Here is a 19385-nt window from a genome sequence, read left to right as displayed (position 1 = left end):
AATCCTGGTGCCGTCGGCATCTCATGGCGCGATTTTATCGCGAAGCAAACCACGTGCCGATGCGCAGCGGGGTGTCCCGTCTCTCGACGGACACCCGGCGCGCACGCCTCTCGCGGGCACGCGGCGCGTGTCGGGCTTTTAATGGCCCGACACGCGCTGGCTTGCTCAATAAGGCTCGCCGACCCGCACGATCTTCAGCGTGTTCGTTCCGCCTGCCTGACCCATCGGCTCGCCGACCGTCAGCACGACCATATCGCCGCGCGCCGCGTAACCCTTGCCGACGACCACTTCGAGTGCCTGCTGCAACGCGATGTCGCGATCGCTGCTGGCGTCGAGGTGCAGCGGCCGCACGTTGCGGTAGATCTGCATCGCACGCTCGCTGCCGGTACGCGGTGTGAGCGCGAAGATCGGCACGTGGGTCCAGTGACGCGACATCCACAGCGCGGTCGAGCCCGACTCGGTCAGCGCGACGATCGCCTTCGCGCCGAGGTGGTACGCGGTGAACAGCGCGCCCATTGCGATCGACTGGTCGATGCGCGTGAACGTGCGGTCGAGGAAATCGCGGTCGAGTTCGACGTGTTCCGACTTCTCCGCTTCGACGCAGATCGCGGCCATCGTTTCGATGGTCTGCACCGGGTACTTGCCCGCCGCCGATTCCGCCGACAGCATCACTGCATCCGTGCCGTCGAGCACCGCGTTCGCGACGTCCGAGACTTCGGCGCGGGTCGGCACCGGTGCGTGGATCATCGACTCCATCATCTGCGTCGCGGTGATCACGAACTTGTTCGACTCGCGTGCCATCCGGATCATGCGCTTTTGCAGCGCCGGCACTGCGGCATTGCCCACTTCCACCGCGAGATCGCCACGCGCGACCATGATGCCGTCCGACGCGTCGAGGATGCCCTGCAACGCCGGAATCGCTTCCGCGCGCTCGATCTTCGCAATCATCTTCGGCTTGATGCCATACGGCGCGCCCGCGATATTCGCGAGCTGGCGGGCCATTTCCATGTCGGTCGCGTTCTTCGGGAACGATACCGCGACGAAGTCCGCGCCGAGCGACATCGCCGTGCGGATGTCTTCCATGTCCTTCGCGGTCAGCGCGGGCGCGGTCAGGCCGCCGCCCTGGCGGTTGATGCCCTTGTTGTTCGACAGTTCGCCGCCGATCTTCACCTTCGTGTGGATCTCGGTGCCGATCACGCGCGTGACGTCCAGCACGATCAGGCCGTCGTTCAGCAGCAGCACGTCGCCCGCTTTCAGATCGCGCGGCAGGTCCTTGTAGTCCAGACCGACGCGCTCGTCGTTGCCGAGTTCGCATTCCGAGTCGAGGATGAATGCGTTGCCGGGCACGAGCGTGACCTTGCCGTTCTCGAACTTGCCGACGCGGATCTTCGGACCTTGCAGGTCGGCCATGATGCCGACCTCACGGCCCGCCTGGCGTGCCGCCTCGCGCACGTACTCGGCGCGCTGGCGGTGGTCGTCGGCGGTGCCGTGCGAAAAGTTGAGCCGCACCACGTCAAGCCCGGCGTCGATCATTTGCTGCAGGATCTCGGGCGTACTGGAAGCCGGGCCGATGGTGGCGACAATCTTGGTGGCGCGATGCATGAGTCTCCTCGTTGGAATGGGTTCGCCGGATTGAGCGTTGGGAGTCGGATGCGGAGGCTGCGCGCCGACGGGTACTGCCGGAACTGCGCTGGAGGGGGCCGGCGCAGTCGAGTGGGATGAAACCTGATGGATAGCTTCTGCAGCCGCGCTGGCGGCGGCCGCCTGCTCGGCGGATGCGGTCGGTGCCGCCACGCGTGGAGCGGCGTCCGGCGGTGCGGTCTTGCGCACCGCTTTGGGTGACGCACTACCGCCTGCCGTTGCGCGGGACTTCGCCGGTTTGCCCGTTGTGCGCGAGGCCATGTCAGGCCCGCGATTCGAGCACTTCGACTGCCGGCAGCTTCTTGCCCTCGAGGAACTCGAGGAACGCGCCGCCGCCGGTGGAGATATAGCTGACCTTGTCGTGGATGCCGTACTTCGCGATCGCCGCGAGCGTATCGCCGCCGCCCGCGATCGAGAATGCCGGCGATTTCGCGATCGCTTCCGCGAGCGTCTTCGTGCCGTTGCCGAACTGGTCGAACTCGAACACGCCGACCGGGCCGTTCCACACGATCGTACCGGCTTTCTCGAGTTGTGCGGCGAGGGCCTTCGCGGTATCCGGACCGATGTCGAGGATCATGTCGTCGTCCTCCACGTCGGCGACTGCCTTGATCACAGCCTTCGCCGTGGGCGCGAATTCCTTCGCGGTGACGACGTCGGTCGGGATCGGCACCGATGCGCCGCGCGCCTTCGCCTGATCGATGATCGCTTTCGCGTCGGCGACGAGATCGGCTTCCGCAAGCGACTTGCCGATCTTCAGGCCAGCAGCCAGCATGAACGTGTTCGCAATACCGCCACCGACGATCAGCTGGTCGACCTTCTCGGCGAGCGATTTCAGGATGGTCAGCTTGGTCGACACCTTCGAGCCGGCGACGATCGCCACCAGCGGACGCTTCGGCGCGCCGAGCGCCTTGCCGAGCGCATCGAGTTCGGCGGCGAGCAGCGGACCCGCGCACGCGATCGGCGCGTATTTCGCGATGCCGTGCGTGGTCGCTTCCGCGCGGTGCGCGGTGCCGAACGCGTCGTTCACGTAGATGTCGCAGAGCTTCGCCATTTTCTGCGCGAGCTCGTCGGAATTCTTCTTCTCGCCCTTGTTCACGCGGCAGTTCTCGAGCAGCACGATCTGGCCGGGTGCGACGTTCACACCGTTCTCGACCCAGTTCGCGATGAGCGGCACGTCGCGGCCCAGCAGCTCGGCGAGCCGCTTCGCGACCGGCGCGAGCGAGTCTTCCGGCTTGAACTCGCCTTCGGTGGGACGGCCCAGATGCGACGTGACCATCACAGCGGCGCCGGCATCCAGCGCGTCCTTGATCGCCGGCACCGAAGCACGGATACGGGTGTCTTCGGTGATGTTGCCCTGGTCGTCCTGCGGTACGTTCAGATCGGCGCGGATAAACACGCGTTTGCCGGACAGTTTGCCTTCGGCGATCAGATCGGTGAGACGTACTACCTGCGAGACGTTCGATACCTGGTTCATGGGCGTTCGTATGCGGGTTGAGGAGTGGAAGGCGGTTGCGAACCGGGTGCACGGCAGGCCGGTTGGCTTCGCGCGTGGAACGGCCGACCCGGCTGCGCGCAACGTGCGCGACCGGCATCGGGCGCCGGCGTTTGAAACGCTTCTCCCGGTGGCGCCGCGGCCGACGCTCGTGACGACGGCGCGCGCAGCAATCCGGAGAACCGCTATTTTAACCGATACCCATGGCGTTCTAACCCGTGTCGGCGCGAATGTCCCGTATTCGAACCGCGCGCCTGTCGCACTGCCGCAGCCGAGGCGGCGCGCGACGCTACAGGACGAAGCGCAGCACCGTATAGACGAGCATGCCGACGACGATCGTGCCGAGCATGTTGCGACGCCAGAGAAACCAGCCGAGGCCGGCAAGCGTCGCGTAGAAATCGTGATTCGACGGCGCGAACGACAGACCTTCGGGCGTCGCCAGCACGTCGGGAAGAACGACCGCGGCGAGCGCCGCGGCCGGTGCGTAACGCAGCATCCGCTGCACGCGTTCCGGCAGCACCGTGCGCTCGCCGCCGATCAGGAACATCGCGCGCGTGACCGCCGTGACGACGGTCATGCCGAGAATGGCGAGCCAGATCTCCGTGGCGCTCATCGGGAATCTCCACTGCGTTCGGTTTGTTGACGGATGCGGCGCAGGTCCGCGCGCTCGATCAGCAGATCGGCGGCACTGCCGGCGGCAATCGCGGTGATCACCGCGAGCGGCAACGCGAGACGGTACGGTAGATCGAATGCGAGCAGCGCGACCACGCCCGCGATGCTGACCGCGACGAGCGTCGAGCGCGTCGCGATCGCCGACACCATGATCGGAATCAGCGCGAGCGTACCCGCGAGCGCGAGGCCCCAGTTGTCGGGAAACAGGCTCGCGAGCAGGATGCCGACGATCGACGAGATCTGCCACGACAGCCAGCTCGCGATCGCCATGCCCCAGAAATACGCTTCCTTGCCGGGCACGTGGGTCGTCGCGAACGCCTTCTTCTGGAACAGCAGATAGATCACGTCGCCGTTGAAATAGCCGATCAGCAGACGGCGCCACAGCGGCAACCCGGCGAAATGCGGCGCGAGCCCCGCGCTGAAGATCACGAAACGCGTATTCACCATCGCGGCGGTGAGCAGGATCGTCCAGATCGGCAGATGCGCGGCGAAGAGCGGCAGCACCGCGAGCTGCGACGAGCCCGCGTAGACCAGCACCGACATGCCGAGCGCCTGCGGCACCGTCAGCACCGACTTGCTCATTGCGATACCGGTGACGAGCCCCCACGACAGGATCGCCATCAGCGTCGGCGAATAGTCGCGCATGCCCTGACGCAGAGCGAGGCGGTCGTGTGCGGTGAGTTGTGCAGTGAAGCGGGCGAGCATCGGAGAAGTGACCAGCATGAACCGGCGCAATCGACGCGAGGACAGCGGAAGTCGGCGCCGCGTTACCCGACGGCGGTGAACACCCGCTGGCGTCTCCGGATTCGTATTTATGTGTGCGCCGAATTATAGCGCCTGAAAGCGGTTTGAATGCCCGTTCCGTGTGCAAAAGACGCTAAAATGGCGGTCTTTCGCCGCTCGCCGCATCTGCGTCGCGGCCTCTCGCGCAGCGCCTGCCGGTCAGCCCCCGGCGCGCCGCACACGCAAGGGGCCACACGTGTGCGCAGCGGCGCGGGGACACCCCGCATACACCGACAACCGCACCGCCTGGAGAATCGTATGTCAATGGCCGACCGCGACGGCAAGATCTGGATGGATGGCAAGCTCATCGACTGGCGCGACGCCAACATCCACGTCCTCACCCACACGCTGCACTACGGGATGGGCGTATTCGAAGGCGTGCGTGCCTACAAGACGGTCAATGGCACCGCGATCTTCCGTCTGAAGGAACACACGAAGCGCCTGCTCAATTCGGCGAAGATCTTCCAGATGAACGTGCCGTTCGACCACGAAACGCTCGCCGCTGCGCAGCTCGAAGTGGTCCGCGAAAACAAGCTCGAAAGCTGCTACATCCGTCCGCTGATCTGGATCGGCTCCGAAGCGCTCGGCGTGTCGGCGAAGAACAACACGATTCACGTCGCGATCGCCGCGTGGCCGTGGGGCGCGTACCTCGGTGAAGACGGCCTCAACAAGGGTATCCGCGTGAAGACGTCGTCGTTCACGCGCCATCACGTGAACGTGTCGATGGTGCGCGCGAAGGCATCGGGCTGGTACGTGAACTCGATCCTCGCAAACCAGGAAGCGACCGCCGACGGCTACGACGAAGCGCTGCTGCTCGACGTCGACGGCTACGTGTCGGAAGGCTCCGGCGAAAACTTCTTCCTCGTGAACAACGGCAAGCTCTATACGCCGGATCTCGCGTCGTGCCTCGACGGCATTACGCGTGACAGCGTCATCACGTTCGCGCGCGATGCGGGCATCGAAGTGATCGAGAAGCGCATCACGCGCGACGAGGTCTACACCGCCGACGAAGCGTTCTTCACCGGCACCGCCGCCGAAGTCACGCCGATCCGCGAACTCGACAACCGGACGATCGGCAACGGCGCACGTGGCCCGATCACCGAAAAACTGCAGTCGGCGTTCTTCGACGTCGTCGCAGGCAAGAACCCGAAGTACGCCCACTGGCTGGCGAAGATCTGAACCGGGCGCGCGGCCACTGTGTCGCGTGTTCTACAAAGAGAATGTCCTCATGAGCGAAATCAAGGAAATGCCGCTGGTCGAACTGACGGCAAAAGACCTCCCGGCATACTGCCCGAACCCGTCGATGCCGCGCTGGAGCACGCACCCGCGCGTCTTCATCGACGTGACGCACGGCGAAGCGCGCTGCCCGTATTGCGGCACGCGCTACAAGCTGCGCGACGGCGAAGTAGTCAAGGGCCACTGAGCATCGCGCGCCATCGTGAGGCCCCGATCGCGGCACGCCCGCGATCGTCGCGGCCTGTTTCCCCGTCACCTTCCGGACGCCGTGCGCTGTCGCGCGCGGCGCTTTCCGTGGTGCTTCACTTTCATTCCGGACTCTACCCCTGATGCGCCGTGCGCTGGTTATCGCACCGAACTGGATCGGCGACGCCTTGATGGCGCAGCCGCTGTTCGCGCGCCTCGTGAAACTGCATCCGCGTATTGCGATCGATGCGGTCGCGCCCTCGTGGGTCGCGCCCGTGCTCGAACGCATGCCCGAGATCCGCGACGTCTATGCGACCGATCTCGCCCACGGCAAGCTGCAGCTGTGGCGCCGCTGGCAACTCGCGAGCGACTTGCGCGACGTCGGTTACGACGCGGCCTACGTGCTGCCCAATTCCCTGAAATCCGCGCTGATTCCGTGGATGGCCGGCATTCCGCTGCGCATCGGCTATAGCGGCGAGAATCGCTTCGGCCTGTTGAACGTGCGTCACGCGAATCCGCGCAAGGACGAGCGTCCGCCGATGGTCGGCCATTACGCGGCGCTCGCGTATGCACCCGGCGCGAAGGTGCCCGCCGATCTCCCGGTGCCACGTCTCGACGCCGATCTGAACGAAGCGGCACGCGTGTCGGCGCGCTTCAATCTCGATACGCGCGTGCCACTGCTCGTGTTCTGTCCGGGCGCGGAATACGGTCCCGCGAAACGCTGGCCGCCCGAGCATTTCGCGGCGCTCGCGCAGATGGTCGGGCAGTCGTTTCCATACACGCAGATCGTCGCACTCGGTTCGCCGAAAGATGCGCCGGTCGCGCAGGCCATCGCCGACCGCGCGCCGAACGTGCGCAACCTGTGCGGCCAGACCGCGCTCGGCGAAGCGTGCGCGCTGATCGCGCGCGCGAACGCGGTGGTCTGCAACGACTCGGGGCTGATGCACGTCGCGGCAGCGCTGCGCCGGCCGCTCGTCGCGGTGTACGGTTCGACCGATCCGCGCCACACGCCGCCCCTGTCGGACCTCGCGAAGGTACAATGGCTGCATCTTGAATGCAGTCCCTGTTTCCAGCGCGAATGTCCGCTCGGCCATCTGAACTGCCTGCGGCAACTGGGCGCCGAGCAGGTATTCGGCGATCTGCGCGGCATGCTCGTCGCGCAACGCTGAACGCGACCGCGGCTGCTTCGTCACGCAACGTCATGCCCTCGCCTCACGGCGCGGGCATCGTCGCGGAAGTCCGCCGACTGCTCCGACCACTGGAACGCAACTGCGCGCCGCGCACAAGAGACCGACCCGCCATGCCACGTTTCGCCCACATCTTCGAAGCCGCCGCCGACACCCTGAACGCCTATTACCAGGCGGTCGCGGAGGTCAACATCGACAGCTTGATGGGCCTGTGGATCGACGAGGAATTCGTCAGCTGCATCTGCGCGGACGGCTCGCATCTGCATGGGCTCGACAGCATTCGCGCGGGGCTGGCGGTGCAACTCGAAGCGTCGCGGGTATCGATCGAACCGCTCGACATCCGCGTGTACGACAGCCTCGGCACCGTCGTCTACGCGATTGCGGAAGCGCATCGCCCGGCCGATCCGACCGCGACGCCGGCGATGGTCTTCACCACTTACGTGATGGTTCACGAGCGCGGCGAATGGCGCATCGCGCACATCCACGCGAGCGCGATGCCGAACGAAGCGGCGAGCCAGTTCGCCGCAAAAATGCGCCACGGCCAGGGGCCGCTGCACTGATCGACTGACCGAACGGCAGCCAGTCATGCACGCGAACGCGATACGAGCGACATAACGGTTCCGGTACCGCGATGAGCACGACGCACGATCACCCGCCTTCTTCCGATCCACACGACAGCCGCACGGCTGCCGATGCATCGGTCAATCAGCTCGATCGCCTGTATCGCACGCCGCTGTGGTTACCCGGCGGCCATGCGCAGACCATCGTGCCCGCGCTGTTCGGGCGCACGCCGCCCGTCGTCTATCGACGCGAACGCTGGGATACACCCGACGGCGACTTCATCGAACTCGACTGGGCCGCGCCCGGTCCGCATCATCCGCACGAACCCGCCGCGGATGCGCCGCTCTTCGTGCTGTTCCACGGTCTCGAAGGCAGCAGCGCATCGCACTACGCGCGTTTGCTGATGTACGGTGCACAGGCGCGCGGGTGGCACGGCGTCGTCCCGCATTTTCGTAGCTGCAGCGGCCCGCTCAATCTGCTGCCGCGCTTCTACCATCTCGCGGACAGCAACGAAGTCGACTGGGTGCTGCGCCGGCTGCGCGAACGTCATGCCGGGCCGATCGTGGCCGCCGGCGTATCGCTCGGCGGTAACGTGCTGCTGCACTGGCTCGGCGAGCGGCGCGAGGATACGTCGTTCGTCGCGGCAGCGGCCGCGATCTCCGCGCCGCTCGACGTGCATGCGGGCGGCAGCATGCTGATGCAGGGCTTCGGGATGGTCTACACGCGCAGCTTCCTGAAGACGCTGAAGCAGAAGTCGCTGCTGAAACTCGATCAATATCCGGGGTTGTTCGATCGCGACACGATGCTCGCGAGCCGCACGATGTACGACTTCGACAACGTCGTCACCGCGCCGCTGCACGGCTTTCGCAACGCCGACGACTACTGGACCTGCGCGACCGTGCGTCCGCTGCTCGGCGAGATCGTCACGCCGACGCTCGTGCTGAACGCGCGCAACGATCCGTTCCTGCCCGATACCGCGCTGCCTGCGGCGCATCAGGTGTCGTCGACGGTTGAGCTCGATCAGCCTGCACACGGTGGTCACGTCGGCTTCATGACGGGACCGTTTCCCGGACGCACCGACTGGCTGTCGCGTCGCGTGTTCGGCTACCTCGCACCGTTCGCCGATCATGGATGAAATCGTTCGCCAGGCGCTCGCCAAATGGCCCAACGTCCCGCATTGCACTGGCTGGCTGCTGCTCGACCGGCGCGGCAACTGGCGCATGCGCGACGAAGCGGCGCAGGCGCGCGGCGCGAGCGGCGAGCCGATTCGTCATGTGGCGCTGCTCGGCTTCATCAACCGCAATTACGACTGCGACGAGCACGGCCAGTGGTTTTTTCAGAACGGGCCGCAGCGCGTGTATGTCGAGCTGGGTTATACGCCGTGGATCGTGCGGCTGTCGGTCGATGAAAGCGGACAGCTTGCGTTGACCGATCACGCGGGCAACGCGTTCGATCCTGCCGCCGCATGGCTCGACGACGAAGGCGGCGTGCTGTTCAGCGACACGTCGACACCGGCGCGCGTCGCGGTGCTGCACGATCACGATCTCGATCTGTTCGCGACGCATGCGTCGCTCGACGACGAAGGTCGCGGCGGTGACTTCGCGTGGCGCGATGGTGTCGCGTTGGCGTTGCAGCCGATGCAACGGACGGAGGTCGCGCGACGGTTCGGTTTTATCGCGAGTCCTGCTCATGGTCCTGCCAGCACTGCTGCCGCGAAAGACGCGTGACAGGCCGCCGCCTGGCTGTTAGCTGTTGTCCTTCTCGTCCTCGCGCTCTTCCTTGTAGCGCGCCTCGAAGTCGTGCAGCCGCGCATCGATCGTCGACAGGTCGTAGTAGCCGACCGTCTTGATGTCGCGTGCCTCCTTCAACTGCCGGATCGCCGACGGCCACGCGCCTTCCAGCGCGAACGCCTCTGCGAGCGCGCGATGCTGCACCAGTGCATCGCCGCTGCCGACGCTCGCCTGCGCGAGATAACGCCACCATGCGGGCTGCTGCGGATCGAGACGGGTCTCCTTAGTCGCGAGCACCTGCGCCGGCGCGAAGCGCTTTGCGGTGAGCAGCGTCTGCAGATGCATGTCGATTGCCGCGTTCGATTGCGGCCAGCGCTTCTGCGCGAGCTCGGCGAGACGCAGCGCGTCGTCGTCATGACCCGAGCGGCGCGCGATGTCGACGGCGAGCAGATCGAGACTCGGCGAACTGCGCGTCGCGTCGCCCTCGCTTGCCTGCATCTCGTCGAAGCGCTGACGCGCGGTGGCAAGCGACGCGCTTGCATCGTCGTAGCGTTCGAGCAGCATCTGCGCAAACGCGATGCCGTACCAGTTCGCCGCGACGTTCAGCGCGGTGCGGTCCTCGATTTCCGAACGCATCCGCGACAGCTCGTCCGCGTAGTCGCTGCGCGAACGCTGCTGCAACACGCGCACGCGCGCACGGACGAAGCCGTATTCGGGCGCCTGCCGCGGCTGCCGGTACGGCGCGCGGCGGGCGCGATCCTCCATGTCGGCGATGCGCTCGCCGGTGAGCGGGTGCGTGCGCGCATACGGCGGCACGCCCGCGTCGCCCATCGACGCGCGATCGAGCCGCTCGAAGAACGACGGCATCCCGTACGGATCGTAGCCCGCGCCGGCGAGCAACTGGAAGCCGATCCGGTCGGCCTCGTGTTCGGCGGAACGCGAGAAGCGCAACTGACTGTCGACCGCATACGCCTGGCCGCCCAGCGCGATCGCGCTGCCCAGATCGCCGCTGCGCGCGACCACCCCCGCGAGCACGCCGAACAGCAGCCCCGCGAGCGCCGCGTAACTGCTGCGCTCACCGGCGACGATCATCCGCGCGATGTGTCGCTGCAGCACGTGCCCCATCTCGTGACCGAGCACCGACGCGAGTTCCGATTCCGTCTGCGTCGTGACGATCAGCCCCGTGTTCACGCCGATGAAACCACCGGGCATCGAGAACGCATTGATCTGCGGATCGCGCACGGCGAACAGATCGAAGTCCGGACGATAGCCGCCGATGTACTGCGCGCTCGCGGCAGTCGCGAGCTTCGTGGCGACCGAGTTCAGGTAGTCGCGTACGAGCCAGTCGTCGAGATAGTCGGGGTCGCGGCGTACGTCGCGCATCAGACGCTCGCCGAGTTTGCGCTCCGCCTGCGGCGTGAGCGAACCGCCGGAGCCGTCGCCGAGATCGGGCAGTTGCTGGTTGACGAGCGGCGCGCGCAAACTGACCATCGCGCCGGGCTTGCCGGCGAAGCGGCTCTCGGCGCCGCCGTAGGTGCCGAAGACGCCATCGGCAATCGACGGCGGCGTGATGGGCACGACGTATGCGTTCAGCGGACCGATGTCGAGCGGCGGGCCTTTGTCTTTGTCGACCGATGCATCGCTCGCGGCTTGAGCCGGCGATGGGCCACGCTGCGCAAACGCGCCAGGCGGCGCGGCGAGCGCGACGGACAGACAGACGGCGACAAACCGGCTTCGACGCATTGCGGATTCGTTTGGGCGGGATGAAGGCGGGTCCGCTGCGCCACTGTGCTGTGCGGTGCAGTGGACCGGCTGTTATTGTACCCAGCGTGCCGACTGTATTTGTGTTGAGCAAGCGGTTGCGTCAGCCGGCTTTGCTCGCGCCTACTTGGTCTGTCGCCGAGCGTGTCGCAACGTTATGGGCGCTGTATGATTAGCGCCCTCTGAAGGAGCCCGATCATGCCCGAACTCACACACTTCGACGCCGCCGGACAGGCGCATATGGTGGACGTCGGCGGCAAGCAGGAAACGAAGCGCATCGCGGTCGCGCGCGGCTCGATCCGGATGCTGCCCGACACGTTCGCGCTGATCCGCGACGGTCACGCAAAGAAGGGAGACGTGATCGGCGTTGCGCGGATCGCCGCGATCCAGGGCGCGAAGCGTACCGCGGATCTGATCCCGCTGTGTCATCCGCTCGCGCTGACGCGCGTCGCCGTCGATTTCACGCTCGATGAAACGCTGCCCGGCGTCCACTGCACGGTGCAGGTCGAGACTTTCGGGCGGACGGGTGTCGAGATGGAAGCGCTGACCGCCGTGCAGGTCGGTCTGCTGACCGTGTACGACATGTGCAAGGCGGTGGATCGGGGGATGGTTATCACCGAGGTTAAGGTGATGGAGAAGCATGGGGGGAAGTCGGGGGATTGGGTGGCGACTGAATAGTCACTGAGTAGCCGCCACCGAGCAAATCTCACGCGACGTCACTCATCGTCGCTATCGTCATCGTCATTAACATCCTTCGGCGGCGTCCCATACTTCTTCACGAGCGCCGCCTTGAAACCACCCAACGTTTTCTGCTCGTCGCACAGCTCGTACAGATAGCCCAGTTGCGACGGCCAGTCGTGCAGTTCTTCGGCGAATATCTTCAGCCGTTCGACGGTATCCAACGCGGCATCGGTATCGTTATTCAATGCCTGCAGCACCGCATAGCGACGCAGCACGGTCTCACCGGGCAATAGCGCGATCGCCTGCCGATGCATGTCGAGCTTGTACTGCAGGTTCATCGCGTTCATCGGCAGCAGCGTCGCGTAGCCGTATTCGCCCCACGCGCGGAACAGGAACGACGGATCGTCGCGATACTGCTCGGCGGGTCGCGACCCGTAGTACAGCACCTCGGCACGCGCGTAATCGCGATACACCGGATACAGCGCCGCAATCCCGCCAAGCGCGATCAGCGTATAGACACCGAACGACAGTCTCGTCGGCACGAAGCGCAGCGACTTCGTCTCCAGCAGACCGAACACGAACATCGCCGGCAGCAGGAAGAACATGTACTGCTGCGGGTATTCGACGAGCGCGTGCATCACGAGCACGCCGATCAGCGCGATACCGAATACGCGCGCAGCAGTCTGCGGTGCGCGCAACGCGCGAATCAGCCACGCGACGAGCCCCAGCAGCACGACCGCCAGACCGATCAGGCCGGTCTTCGCGAGCAGGTCGATGAAAATGTCGTGCGAGTTGTTCGCGATCTCGACGCCGCCCAGTTGCCGCACGAGGTCGAACTGATAGCGCGGAAACTCGCCCCAGCCGACGCCGAGCAGCGGATGCTGCCGGAACATCGTCCAGCCGTATTTCCACAGCGCGATGCGCGGCGCGATCTGGCCGGCATCCTTGAAGCGATCCGCTGCCGACTGCGCGAGTTCGAGTTGATAGTGCACGTTGGCCCAGCGCACCGCCGCGTTCACCGCGACGAACAGTACGGCGAGCACAACCGGCATCAGCCACAAGCGACGGCTGCTCGACGACCCTTCGTTGCGACGCGATTCGACGAACGCCATCCAGAAACCCGCGACGACGATCACGCCCATCTGCAGCCACGGTCCGCGCGAAACGGTCAACGCCAGTCCGGTCGCATACACGATAGACAGCAGTAGCCAGATCGTCACGGGCAGCCGCCGGATCTGCACGAGGAACAGCGCACCGGCCATCGCGAACGCGATGTACGTCGCGAGATGGTTTGCCTGCGCCATGTTGCCGAACGGTCTGCGGTCCGTCAGCACGTTGTACGCGACGACGAACGGCGTCACCTTCACTTCGAGGTGAAAGAGCTGGATGACCTGGCAGAACACCGCGAACAGCCCACCGACGATCAGCGCCACCGCCGCGACGCGCAGCACCGTCTCCGACATCTGCGCGCGCGTGAAGCCGTAGCCCGCGTGCGTCGTCATGAACGCGGCGAGCAGGAAGCCGGCACCGAGCCAGTTCATCGACGGTTGTGCAACCGGCAGCGTCAGCGATTGCAGCACCAGCAACGCGCCGAATGCGAGCGGCACCAGCGAGACGACCGGCGACGAGAACCGGATGCGCGGCCGTGCGGTCGCAAAGAGCAGCGCGACGGCCGCCCCCATCAGCAGATACAGCGCCAGCGCGGTGTACTCCGCGTAGAACGTCGGAATCGGATAGGTATGGTTGACGACCGCGTACGGCAGGATCAACGCGACAGCCAGCAGGACGAGAGACAGGGAACGCGCGAATGGGGTGGGCATGAGTAACCGGGGGCGTCAGCAACCGGCGCACTATACAAAAAAATCCCCCTGCTGTGCGCCGTATGGCTGAAATCGATCAGATTACGCCACTGTAACCCGTGCACTGCGTTCGCTTTTCATGCGTTCCCTTCGCACGCGCTTTGTACGCACCTCAGCGCACTACGCCCGACACTCGGGCGGTGCGAGATTCGACGGCAGCGTCGGTGCATCGGCGGGCATCGGGCCTGCGCCCGGTGCAGGCAACGACGACGCGGTCTTGCCCGCCGTGAAGCACTCCCACGTCATCGTGCCGGCCGCTACCGTGCCGCGCGCGAGGCCGACACGCGCGGTCGGCGTGTCGGCGTTGTCGGGCACCGACGGCACGAGCGTCAGCGTATTCGCGCCCGCAGCCGACACGCGGGACGTGAAGGTGATCGTGATCTGGCCATTCGCGTCGTCGACGGCGAGCGACTCGACGTTGCGCGTGGACGGCGGCGACGCATACCCCGCGCCGAACGCATTGCCGCTCGCCGCGTTCTCGGCGACGGTGAGCCGCGCGGCTGCCGCGAGCGCGAGCCCCTCGCCGACCCGGCTACGCGCGAGATAGTCCTGATACGCAGGGATCGCATACGCGGCGATTACACCGACGATCGCGAGCACGATCATCAGTTCGATCAGCGTGAAGCCGATGGTTCGCGCCGATGCGGTGAAGCGCGCGACGCGGGCGGACCAACGCGGCCTCGATGGAAACACTGGAGGAAGAAAAACGGAAACGGTCATCGGCAGGCTCCTGAAACGAAAACGCCCGCCCCTCGATTGGGAACGGGCGCTTCGATCGTAGCGAGCCGCGTGCGGCCTGCGCAGTCGGCCGAATGGCCTGGCAGCCTCTACACCTTCAATGAGTGCCCGGAGGCGGCATACGCGTCGCCGCGCGCTGCGCATTGCGACGTTTCAGCAGATAACCCAAGATCACGACGAACAGCGCTCCCGCGATTTCCATCCCATAGATCGCGGCAGGCGCATCGAGCGCGGGCCAGCGATCGCCGGCCGGATCGTTGATGATCAGCCCGCCCGCGATCCAGCCGAGCAGCGCCGCACCGAGCGTGACGACGACCGGGAAGCGGTCGAGCAGTTTCAGCACGAGCTGGCTGCCCCAGACGATCAACGGAATGCTTACGAGCAGGCCAAAGATCACCAGTGCGATGCGATGCTCCGGATCGGCCTGCTCGGCCGCGCCGGCAATCGCGATCACGTTGTCGAGGCTCATCACCGCATCGGCGACGATGATCGTCTTGATCGCCGTGACGAGTTTGTCGGCGGGTTTGACGTTCGCGTGCGCGTCGTCGGCCGGGGCCATCAGGCGCACGCCGATCCACAGCAGCAGGATGCCGCCCGCGAATTTCAGCAGCGGCACGTCGAGCAGCACGACCGCGAACGCAATCAACGCCACCCGCAGCACGATCGCGCCGACCGTGCCCCACAGGATCCCGCGCGTGCGCTGCTGCACCGGCAGATTGCGACAGGCCAGCGCGATGACGACCGCGTTGTCGCCGCCGAGCAGGATGTCGATCACGATGATCTGGATGACTGCGCCCCAATGGAGCGTCGCGAAGAATTCGAGCATGGCGGGAGAATAAAAGGAAGCGGCGAACGAAGACAACAGAAAAGCGCAACAAAAAAAGCGAGGAAGCAATCGCTCGCTCCCTCGCTTTAGAACCTCGCTCTTACGAAAGGATTCCGTAAGAGTATCAAAAACAGGCCGGGCTGACCGGCCTATTTCGACTTACAGCATCGCCTTCAGAAGACGCGCCATTTCCGACGGGTTCTTCGTGACCTTGATGCCGCACGCGTCCATGATTTCCAGCTTCGCTTCGGCCGTATCCGCACCGCCCGAGATCAGCGCGCCGGCGTGGCCCATGCGCTTGCCCGGAGGCGCCGTGACGCCCGCGATGAAGCCGACCACCGGCTTCTTCATGTTGCCCTTGATCCACTCAGCTGCATTCGCTTCGTCCGGACCGCCGATCTCGCCGATCATGATGACGGCGTCCGTATCCGGATCGTCGTTGAACATCTTCATCACGTCGATGTGCTTCAGACCGTTGATCGGATCGCCGCCGATACCGACTGCCGACGACTGGCCGAGGCCGATCGCGGTCAGCTGGCCGACTGCTTCATACGTCAGCGTGCCCGAACGCGACACGACGCCGATGCGGCCCTTGCGGTGGATGTGACCCGGCATGATGCCGATCTTCAGTTCGTCCGGCGTGATCGTGCCTGGGCAGTTCGGTCCGAGCAGCAGCGTCTTGCGGTTCTCGAGACGCATGCGGTTCTTGATCTCGATCATGTCGCGAACCGGAATGCCTTCCGTGATGCAGATCGCGAGATCGAGGTCGGCTTCGACCGCTTCCCAGATTGCCGCTGCCGCGCCTGCGGGCGGCACGTAGATGACCGACACGGTCGCGCCGGTTTCGGCCTTCGCTTCCTTGACGCTCGCGTAGATCGGAATGCCTTCGAAATTTTCGCCGGCTTTCTTCGGGTTCACGCCCGCGACGTAGGCTTCGCGGCCGTTTGCATATTCACGGCAGGCGCGCGTATGGAACTGACCGGTCTTGCCGGTGATGCCCTGCGTGATGACCTTCGTGTCTTTGTTGATCAGAATCGACATGTATTGACCTCTGTTCGTTTGGCGTCGCGCCGTTTGGCGTTACGCGGGCACGGCGATGCTGCTCGCCGGCGCCGCGTTCGCGCCGCCATTCGTAATCCGGTGATAGGCGCCGGGCCGGTTAAGCCTTGCCCGAAGCAGCCGCGACGACCTTCTGCGCAGCCTCTTCCATGCTGTCCGCCGCAATGATCGGCAGACCGGAATCGGCGAGCATCTTCTTGCCCAGGTCTTCGTTCGTGCCTTTCATGCGCACCACGAGCGGCACCTTCAGCGACACCGCCTTCGATGCCGCGATCACGCCTTCCGCGATCACGTCGCAGCGCATGATGCCGCCGAAGATGTTGACGAGAATCGCCGTCAGGTTCGGATTCTTCAGCATGATCTTGAACGCTTCGGTGACCTTCTCGGTCGTCGCGCCACCGCCGACGTCGAGGAAGTTCGCCGGCTCGCCGCCGAACAGCTTGATCGTGTCCATCGTCGCCATCGCGAGGCCTGCGCCGTTCACGAGACAGCCGATGTTGCCGTCGAGCGAGATGTACGCGAGGTCGAACTTCGACGCTTCGACTTCAGCCGGATCTTCTTCGTCCAGATCGCGGTACGCGACGATTTCCGGATGACGGAACAGCGCGTTCGAATCGAAGTTGAACTTCGCGTCGAGTGCGATGACCTTGCCGTCGCCGGTCAGGATCAGCGGGTTGATTTCGGCGAGCGATGCGTCGGTTTCCCAGAACGCCTTGTACAGGCCTTGCAGGATCGCGCGCGCTTGCGGCAGCGAAGCGGCGGGCACGCCGATCTTCGTCGCGAGCTCGTCGGCTTCGGCGTCTTTCAGACCCGTCGACGGATCGACGGCGATCTTGTGGATCAGCTCGGGCGTCTTTTCAGCGACTTCTTCGACGTCCATGCCGCCTTCGCTCGATGCCATCACGACGATCTTCTGCGACACGCGATCGATCACGAGGCCGACGTACAGTTCCTTCTTGATGTCGGCGCCTTCTTCGATCAGCAGGCGATTGACCTTCTGGCCTTCCGGACCGGTCTGGTGCGTGACGAGCTGCATGCCGAGGATCTGGTTCGAGTACTCGCGAACCTGATCCAGCGACTTGGCGACCTTCACGCCGCCGCCCTTGCCACGGCCACCCGCGTGGATCTGAGCCTTCACGACCCAGACCGGGCCGCCCAGCTCTTCAGCGGCCTTGACCGCGTCATCCACCGTGAAGACCGGTGTGCCGCGCGGTACCGCGACACCGAATTTCCGCAGGATTTCCTTACCCTGGTACTCGTGAATCTTCATGCGTGATTCCCTTCAGTCTGAGAGTTGGATTGAACTTGATTTCCGCCGGACTCACTGGTTTCGCCCGCTGCGCCCGCCCTCTCGGCGGAACGCGGCGCGTGGCCGTGCCAGCGCGGATAGAACTGTCGAACAGCCTCGCCATCGAACCGCAGCGCGTGGCAGCGACCCAGCTGGAAAGGAGGTTGGTCGGTCGAACGACGGGCGTCGCTGGCTGTGCCTGCGACTCCGTCATCGGATGCATTGCCCGCCGGTCGACTCTCGCCGGGCCCGCCGCTGCCGGTATTCCATACGTCGCCTGCGAACGCCTGGATCGCGGCGGTCGGCAGCACGGCACACAGCTCGGTGAGATGTGTGCAGCCGCCGATGCCGCCGAACAGGCGCGCGGTATCGCGTCGGAAATTACTGAGCAGGTTGAGGCCGATGAGGGAACGGTAGGCGGGATTGGAGGCTTCGCATTGACCAGGATACGGCACCCAGTCGGACGACGCTTCGGCGTCGACGACGGTGAGCTTGCGATCGATCGTGATGCGGAGCCAGAGTTCATGGATCGGCAGGCCGTTGGGCCGGACACCCGACGCAAGCGCCACATCGCGTGGCTTCTGGTCGGTCAGGCACGCCTCGATATCCCACAGGCCATCTGTGCGCTCATAGGCTTCCGCGTGGATTGCGCGACGATGGCGCAACTGGCGGGAGACGGGCGTGGAAAGCGGCATGCGAGACGGAAGGCCGGATTGGAAAACCGCCTGATTTTAGCATACCGAGTATTTGAGACAGTCCAGCGACAGTCATGGGCGCCGCGGTGCAACATACGGCTGCACGCATGTCGGGCTGTGGGCTCGCTGTGGGCTTTTTGCTGTGGGGCGGTCGTGGGGCTGCGGATGCGTTGCTACGGCCTGCGTGATTGGTGCTGCGATTCGTGCTGCGGTTAGTCCCCGCCTCACTCGTCTTCGATACCCTTCAGTATCTTGCCGATGACGCCCTGCGAGAACCCACGTGCCGCGAGAAAGCGCGCCTGCCTCGCGCGCTCGGTCAGCGTCTGCGGAAGCTCGCCGTACTTCTTGCTCCAGACCGCCTGGGCTCGAGCCAGCTCGGTTTCGCGTAGTTGCGCGCCGGTCTCTTCGATCAGCGTCTGGCTGACTGCGTGTCGCTTCAACTCACCGACGATCCGGCTCGTGCCGAGACGCGACGCACGTCGATGGATAAGGCTTTCGGCAAACCGCGAGTCGGATAGCCAGCCTTCGCGCTCCAACGTATCGAGCAGCGCTTCGAGCGGGTTCGCTTCGTCGGCGAACGGCATCAGCTTGCGGGACAGTTCGGCGCGGCTGTACTCGCGGCGAGAGAGATAACCGAGTGCGCGTCCCTTCAATGAACGGCCGGGACGTTTGGAGCGGGAGGGGTCTTCGGTTGACGCGCCGGGTTCGTCGCGGGGGCGACGTGAACGGCTATAGACGGCTTCCGTTGCGGCGCCGTCCTGCTTCTTCTCAAACGCGCTCTCGCCGTGTGGTGACGCGATGCCGGCTGCGCGGTCATGCTCGTCGAACGATTCGAATGGATCGAACGAATCTGCGGGATCGGCGGCTGGCTTCGGCGTTCTCGACGAACCCGCGCCAACTGTGCGGCGCGGTTCGCCATCAAACGGGCCGCTGGACGGTCCGCCCGCGTCCCGTCTGACATCGGACACGGGCCGACCCTTGCGTATCACG

19 protein-coding genes are annotated in these 19385 nt (G+C 65.2%); 7 read left to right on the top strand and 12 right to left on the bottom strand.

Translation table 11 applies throughout. The features are described 5' to 3' along the window. Positions 1 to 165: 165 nt before the first annotated feature. From pyk to E1748_RS12455, 4 genes are all read right to left on the bottom strand, one after another. On the bottom strand, positions 166 to 1602 hold the full coding sequence (gene pyk / locus E1748_RS12470) for a pyruvate kinase (protein WP_133647551.1): 1437 nt from the start codon (positions 1600 to 1602) through the stop codon (positions 166 to 168). Between the two features lie 301 nt (positions 1603 to 1903). Further along, complete coding sequence (locus tag E1748_RS12465; protein ID WP_133647550.1) at positions 1904 to 3115, bottom strand: phosphoglycerate kinase; 1212 nt, start codon at positions 3113 to 3115, stop codon at positions 1904 to 1906. A 307-nt stretch (positions 3116 to 3422) separates the two neighbouring features. Then, positions 3423 to 3746, bottom strand: a complete 324-nt coding sequence (locus E1748_RS12460) for an AzlD domain-containing protein (protein WP_133647549.1) — start codon at positions 3744 to 3746, stop codon at positions 3423 to 3425. Continuing rightward, on the bottom strand, positions 3743 to 4510 hold the full coding sequence (locus tag E1748_RS12455; protein ID WP_133649335.1) for an AzlC family ABC transporter permease: 768 nt from the start codon (positions 4508 to 4510) through the stop codon (positions 3743 to 3745). The genes E1748_RS12460 and E1748_RS12455 overlap by 4 nt, the downstream gene beginning before the upstream one ends. Before the next feature lie 336 nt (positions 4511 to 4846). On the opposite strand from E1748_RS12455, the gene E1748_RS12450 reads away from it, so the two are divergent. The 6 genes from E1748_RS12450 (at position 4847) to E1748_RS12425 (ending at position 9485) form a co-directional block, all read left to right on the top strand. Continuing rightward, on the top strand, positions 4847 to 5767 hold the full coding sequence (locus E1748_RS12450) for a branched-chain amino acid transaminase (RefSeq protein WP_133647548.1): 921 nt from the start codon (positions 4847 to 4849) through the stop codon (positions 5765 to 5767). A 49-nt stretch (positions 5768 to 5816) separates the two neighbouring features. Further along, positions 5817 to 6011 (top strand): zinc-finger domain-containing protein, encoded by a 195-nt coding sequence (locus tag E1748_RS12445; protein ID WP_133647547.1) that lies wholly within the window; start codon positions 5817 to 5819, stop codon positions 6009 to 6011. Between the two features lie 142 nt (positions 6012 to 6153). Continuing rightward, complete coding sequence (waaF, locus tag E1748_RS12440; RefSeq protein WP_133647546.1) at positions 6154 to 7179, top strand: lipopolysaccharide heptosyltransferase II; 1026 nt, start codon at positions 6154 to 6156, stop codon at positions 7177 to 7179. Positions 7180 to 7310: 131 nt separating this feature from the next. After that, entirely contained in the window at positions 7311 to 7757 is a 447-nt protein-coding gene (locus E1748_RS12435; RefSeq protein WP_133647545.1) for a nuclear transport factor 2 family protein, read from the top strand. Between the two features lie 71 nt (positions 7758 to 7828). After that, entirely contained in the window at positions 7829 to 8893 is a 1065-nt protein-coding gene (locus E1748_RS12430; protein ID WP_133647544.1) for a YheT family hydrolase, read from the top strand. Further along, on the top strand, positions 8886 to 9485 hold the full coding sequence (locus E1748_RS12425; RefSeq protein ID WP_133647543.1) for a DUF2946 family protein: 600 nt from the start codon (positions 8886 to 8888) through the stop codon (positions 9483 to 9485). The genes E1748_RS12430 and E1748_RS12425 overlap by 8 nt, the downstream gene beginning before the upstream one ends. Before the next feature lie 18 nt (positions 9486 to 9503). Here E1748_RS12425 and E1748_RS12420 read toward each other — a convergent pair whose 3' ends face one another. Then, positions 9504 to 11231, bottom strand: a complete 1728-nt coding sequence (locus tag E1748_RS12420; protein WP_133647542.1) for a M48 family metalloprotease — start codon at positions 11229 to 11231, stop codon at positions 9504 to 9506. 216 nt (positions 11232 to 11447) lie between these two features. On the opposite strand from E1748_RS12420, the gene moaC reads away from it, so the two are divergent. Then, complete coding sequence (gene moaC / locus E1748_RS12415; protein WP_133647541.1) at positions 11448 to 11927, top strand: cyclic pyranopterin monophosphate synthase MoaC; 480 nt, start codon at positions 11448 to 11450, stop codon at positions 11925 to 11927. Positions 11928 to 11965: 38 nt separating this feature from the next. On the opposite strand, the gene E1748_RS12410 is transcribed toward moaC, so the two are convergent. The 7 genes from E1748_RS12410 to recX all read right to left on the bottom strand — a co-directional run bounded on the left by E1748_RS12410 (position 11966) and on the right by recX (position 19384). Then, positions 11966 to 13750 (bottom strand): PglL family O-oligosaccharyltransferase, encoded by a 1785-nt coding sequence (locus E1748_RS12410; protein WP_133647540.1) that lies wholly within the window; start codon positions 13748 to 13750, stop codon positions 11966 to 11968. Positions 13751 to 13909: 159 nt separating this feature from the next. After that, positions 13910 to 14509, bottom strand: a complete 600-nt coding sequence (locus E1748_RS12405) for a pilin (RefSeq protein WP_133647539.1) — start codon at positions 14507 to 14509, stop codon at positions 13910 to 13912. Positions 14510 to 14624: 115 nt separating this feature from the next. After that, complete coding sequence (locus E1748_RS12400; protein ID WP_133647538.1) at positions 14625 to 15353, bottom strand: TerC family protein; 729 nt, start codon at positions 15351 to 15353, stop codon at positions 14625 to 14627. A 159-nt stretch (positions 15354 to 15512) separates the two neighbouring features. After that, positions 15513 to 16394: a succinate--CoA ligase subunit alpha gene (gene sucD / locus E1748_RS12395; RefSeq protein ID WP_133647537.1), complete on the bottom strand. Its 882-nt coding sequence runs from the start codon at positions 16392 to 16394 to the stop codon at positions 15513 to 15515. Between the two features lie 118 nt (positions 16395 to 16512). Then, entirely contained in the window at positions 16513 to 17682 is a 1170-nt protein-coding gene (sucC, locus tag E1748_RS12390; protein ID WP_133647536.1) for an ADP-forming succinate--CoA ligase subunit beta, read from the bottom strand. Continuing rightward, positions 17679 to 18395, bottom strand: coding sequence for a DUF2889 domain-containing protein (locus E1748_RS12385; RefSeq protein WP_133647535.1), 717 nt, complete (start codon positions 18393 to 18395; stop codon positions 17679 to 17681). The genes sucC and E1748_RS12385 overlap by 4 nt, the downstream gene beginning before the upstream one ends. A 224-nt stretch (positions 18396 to 18619) precedes the next feature. Next, the gene (recX, locus tag E1748_RS12380; RefSeq protein ID WP_240766579.1) at positions 18620 to 19384 is read right to left on the bottom strand and encodes a recombination regulator RecX; all 765 of its coding nucleotides are present in this window, start codon (positions 19382 to 19384) and stop codon (positions 18620 to 18622) included. Between the last annotated feature and the right edge of the window lies 1 nt (position 19385).

It is taken from the genome of Paraburkholderia flava (assembly GCF_004359985.1).
GTDB classification, from domain to species: domain Bacteria; phylum Pseudomonadota; class Gammaproteobacteria; order Burkholderiales; family Burkholderiaceae; genus Paraburkholderia; species Paraburkholderia flava.
This window is presented reverse-complemented; position numbering and strand designations above follow the sequence as displayed.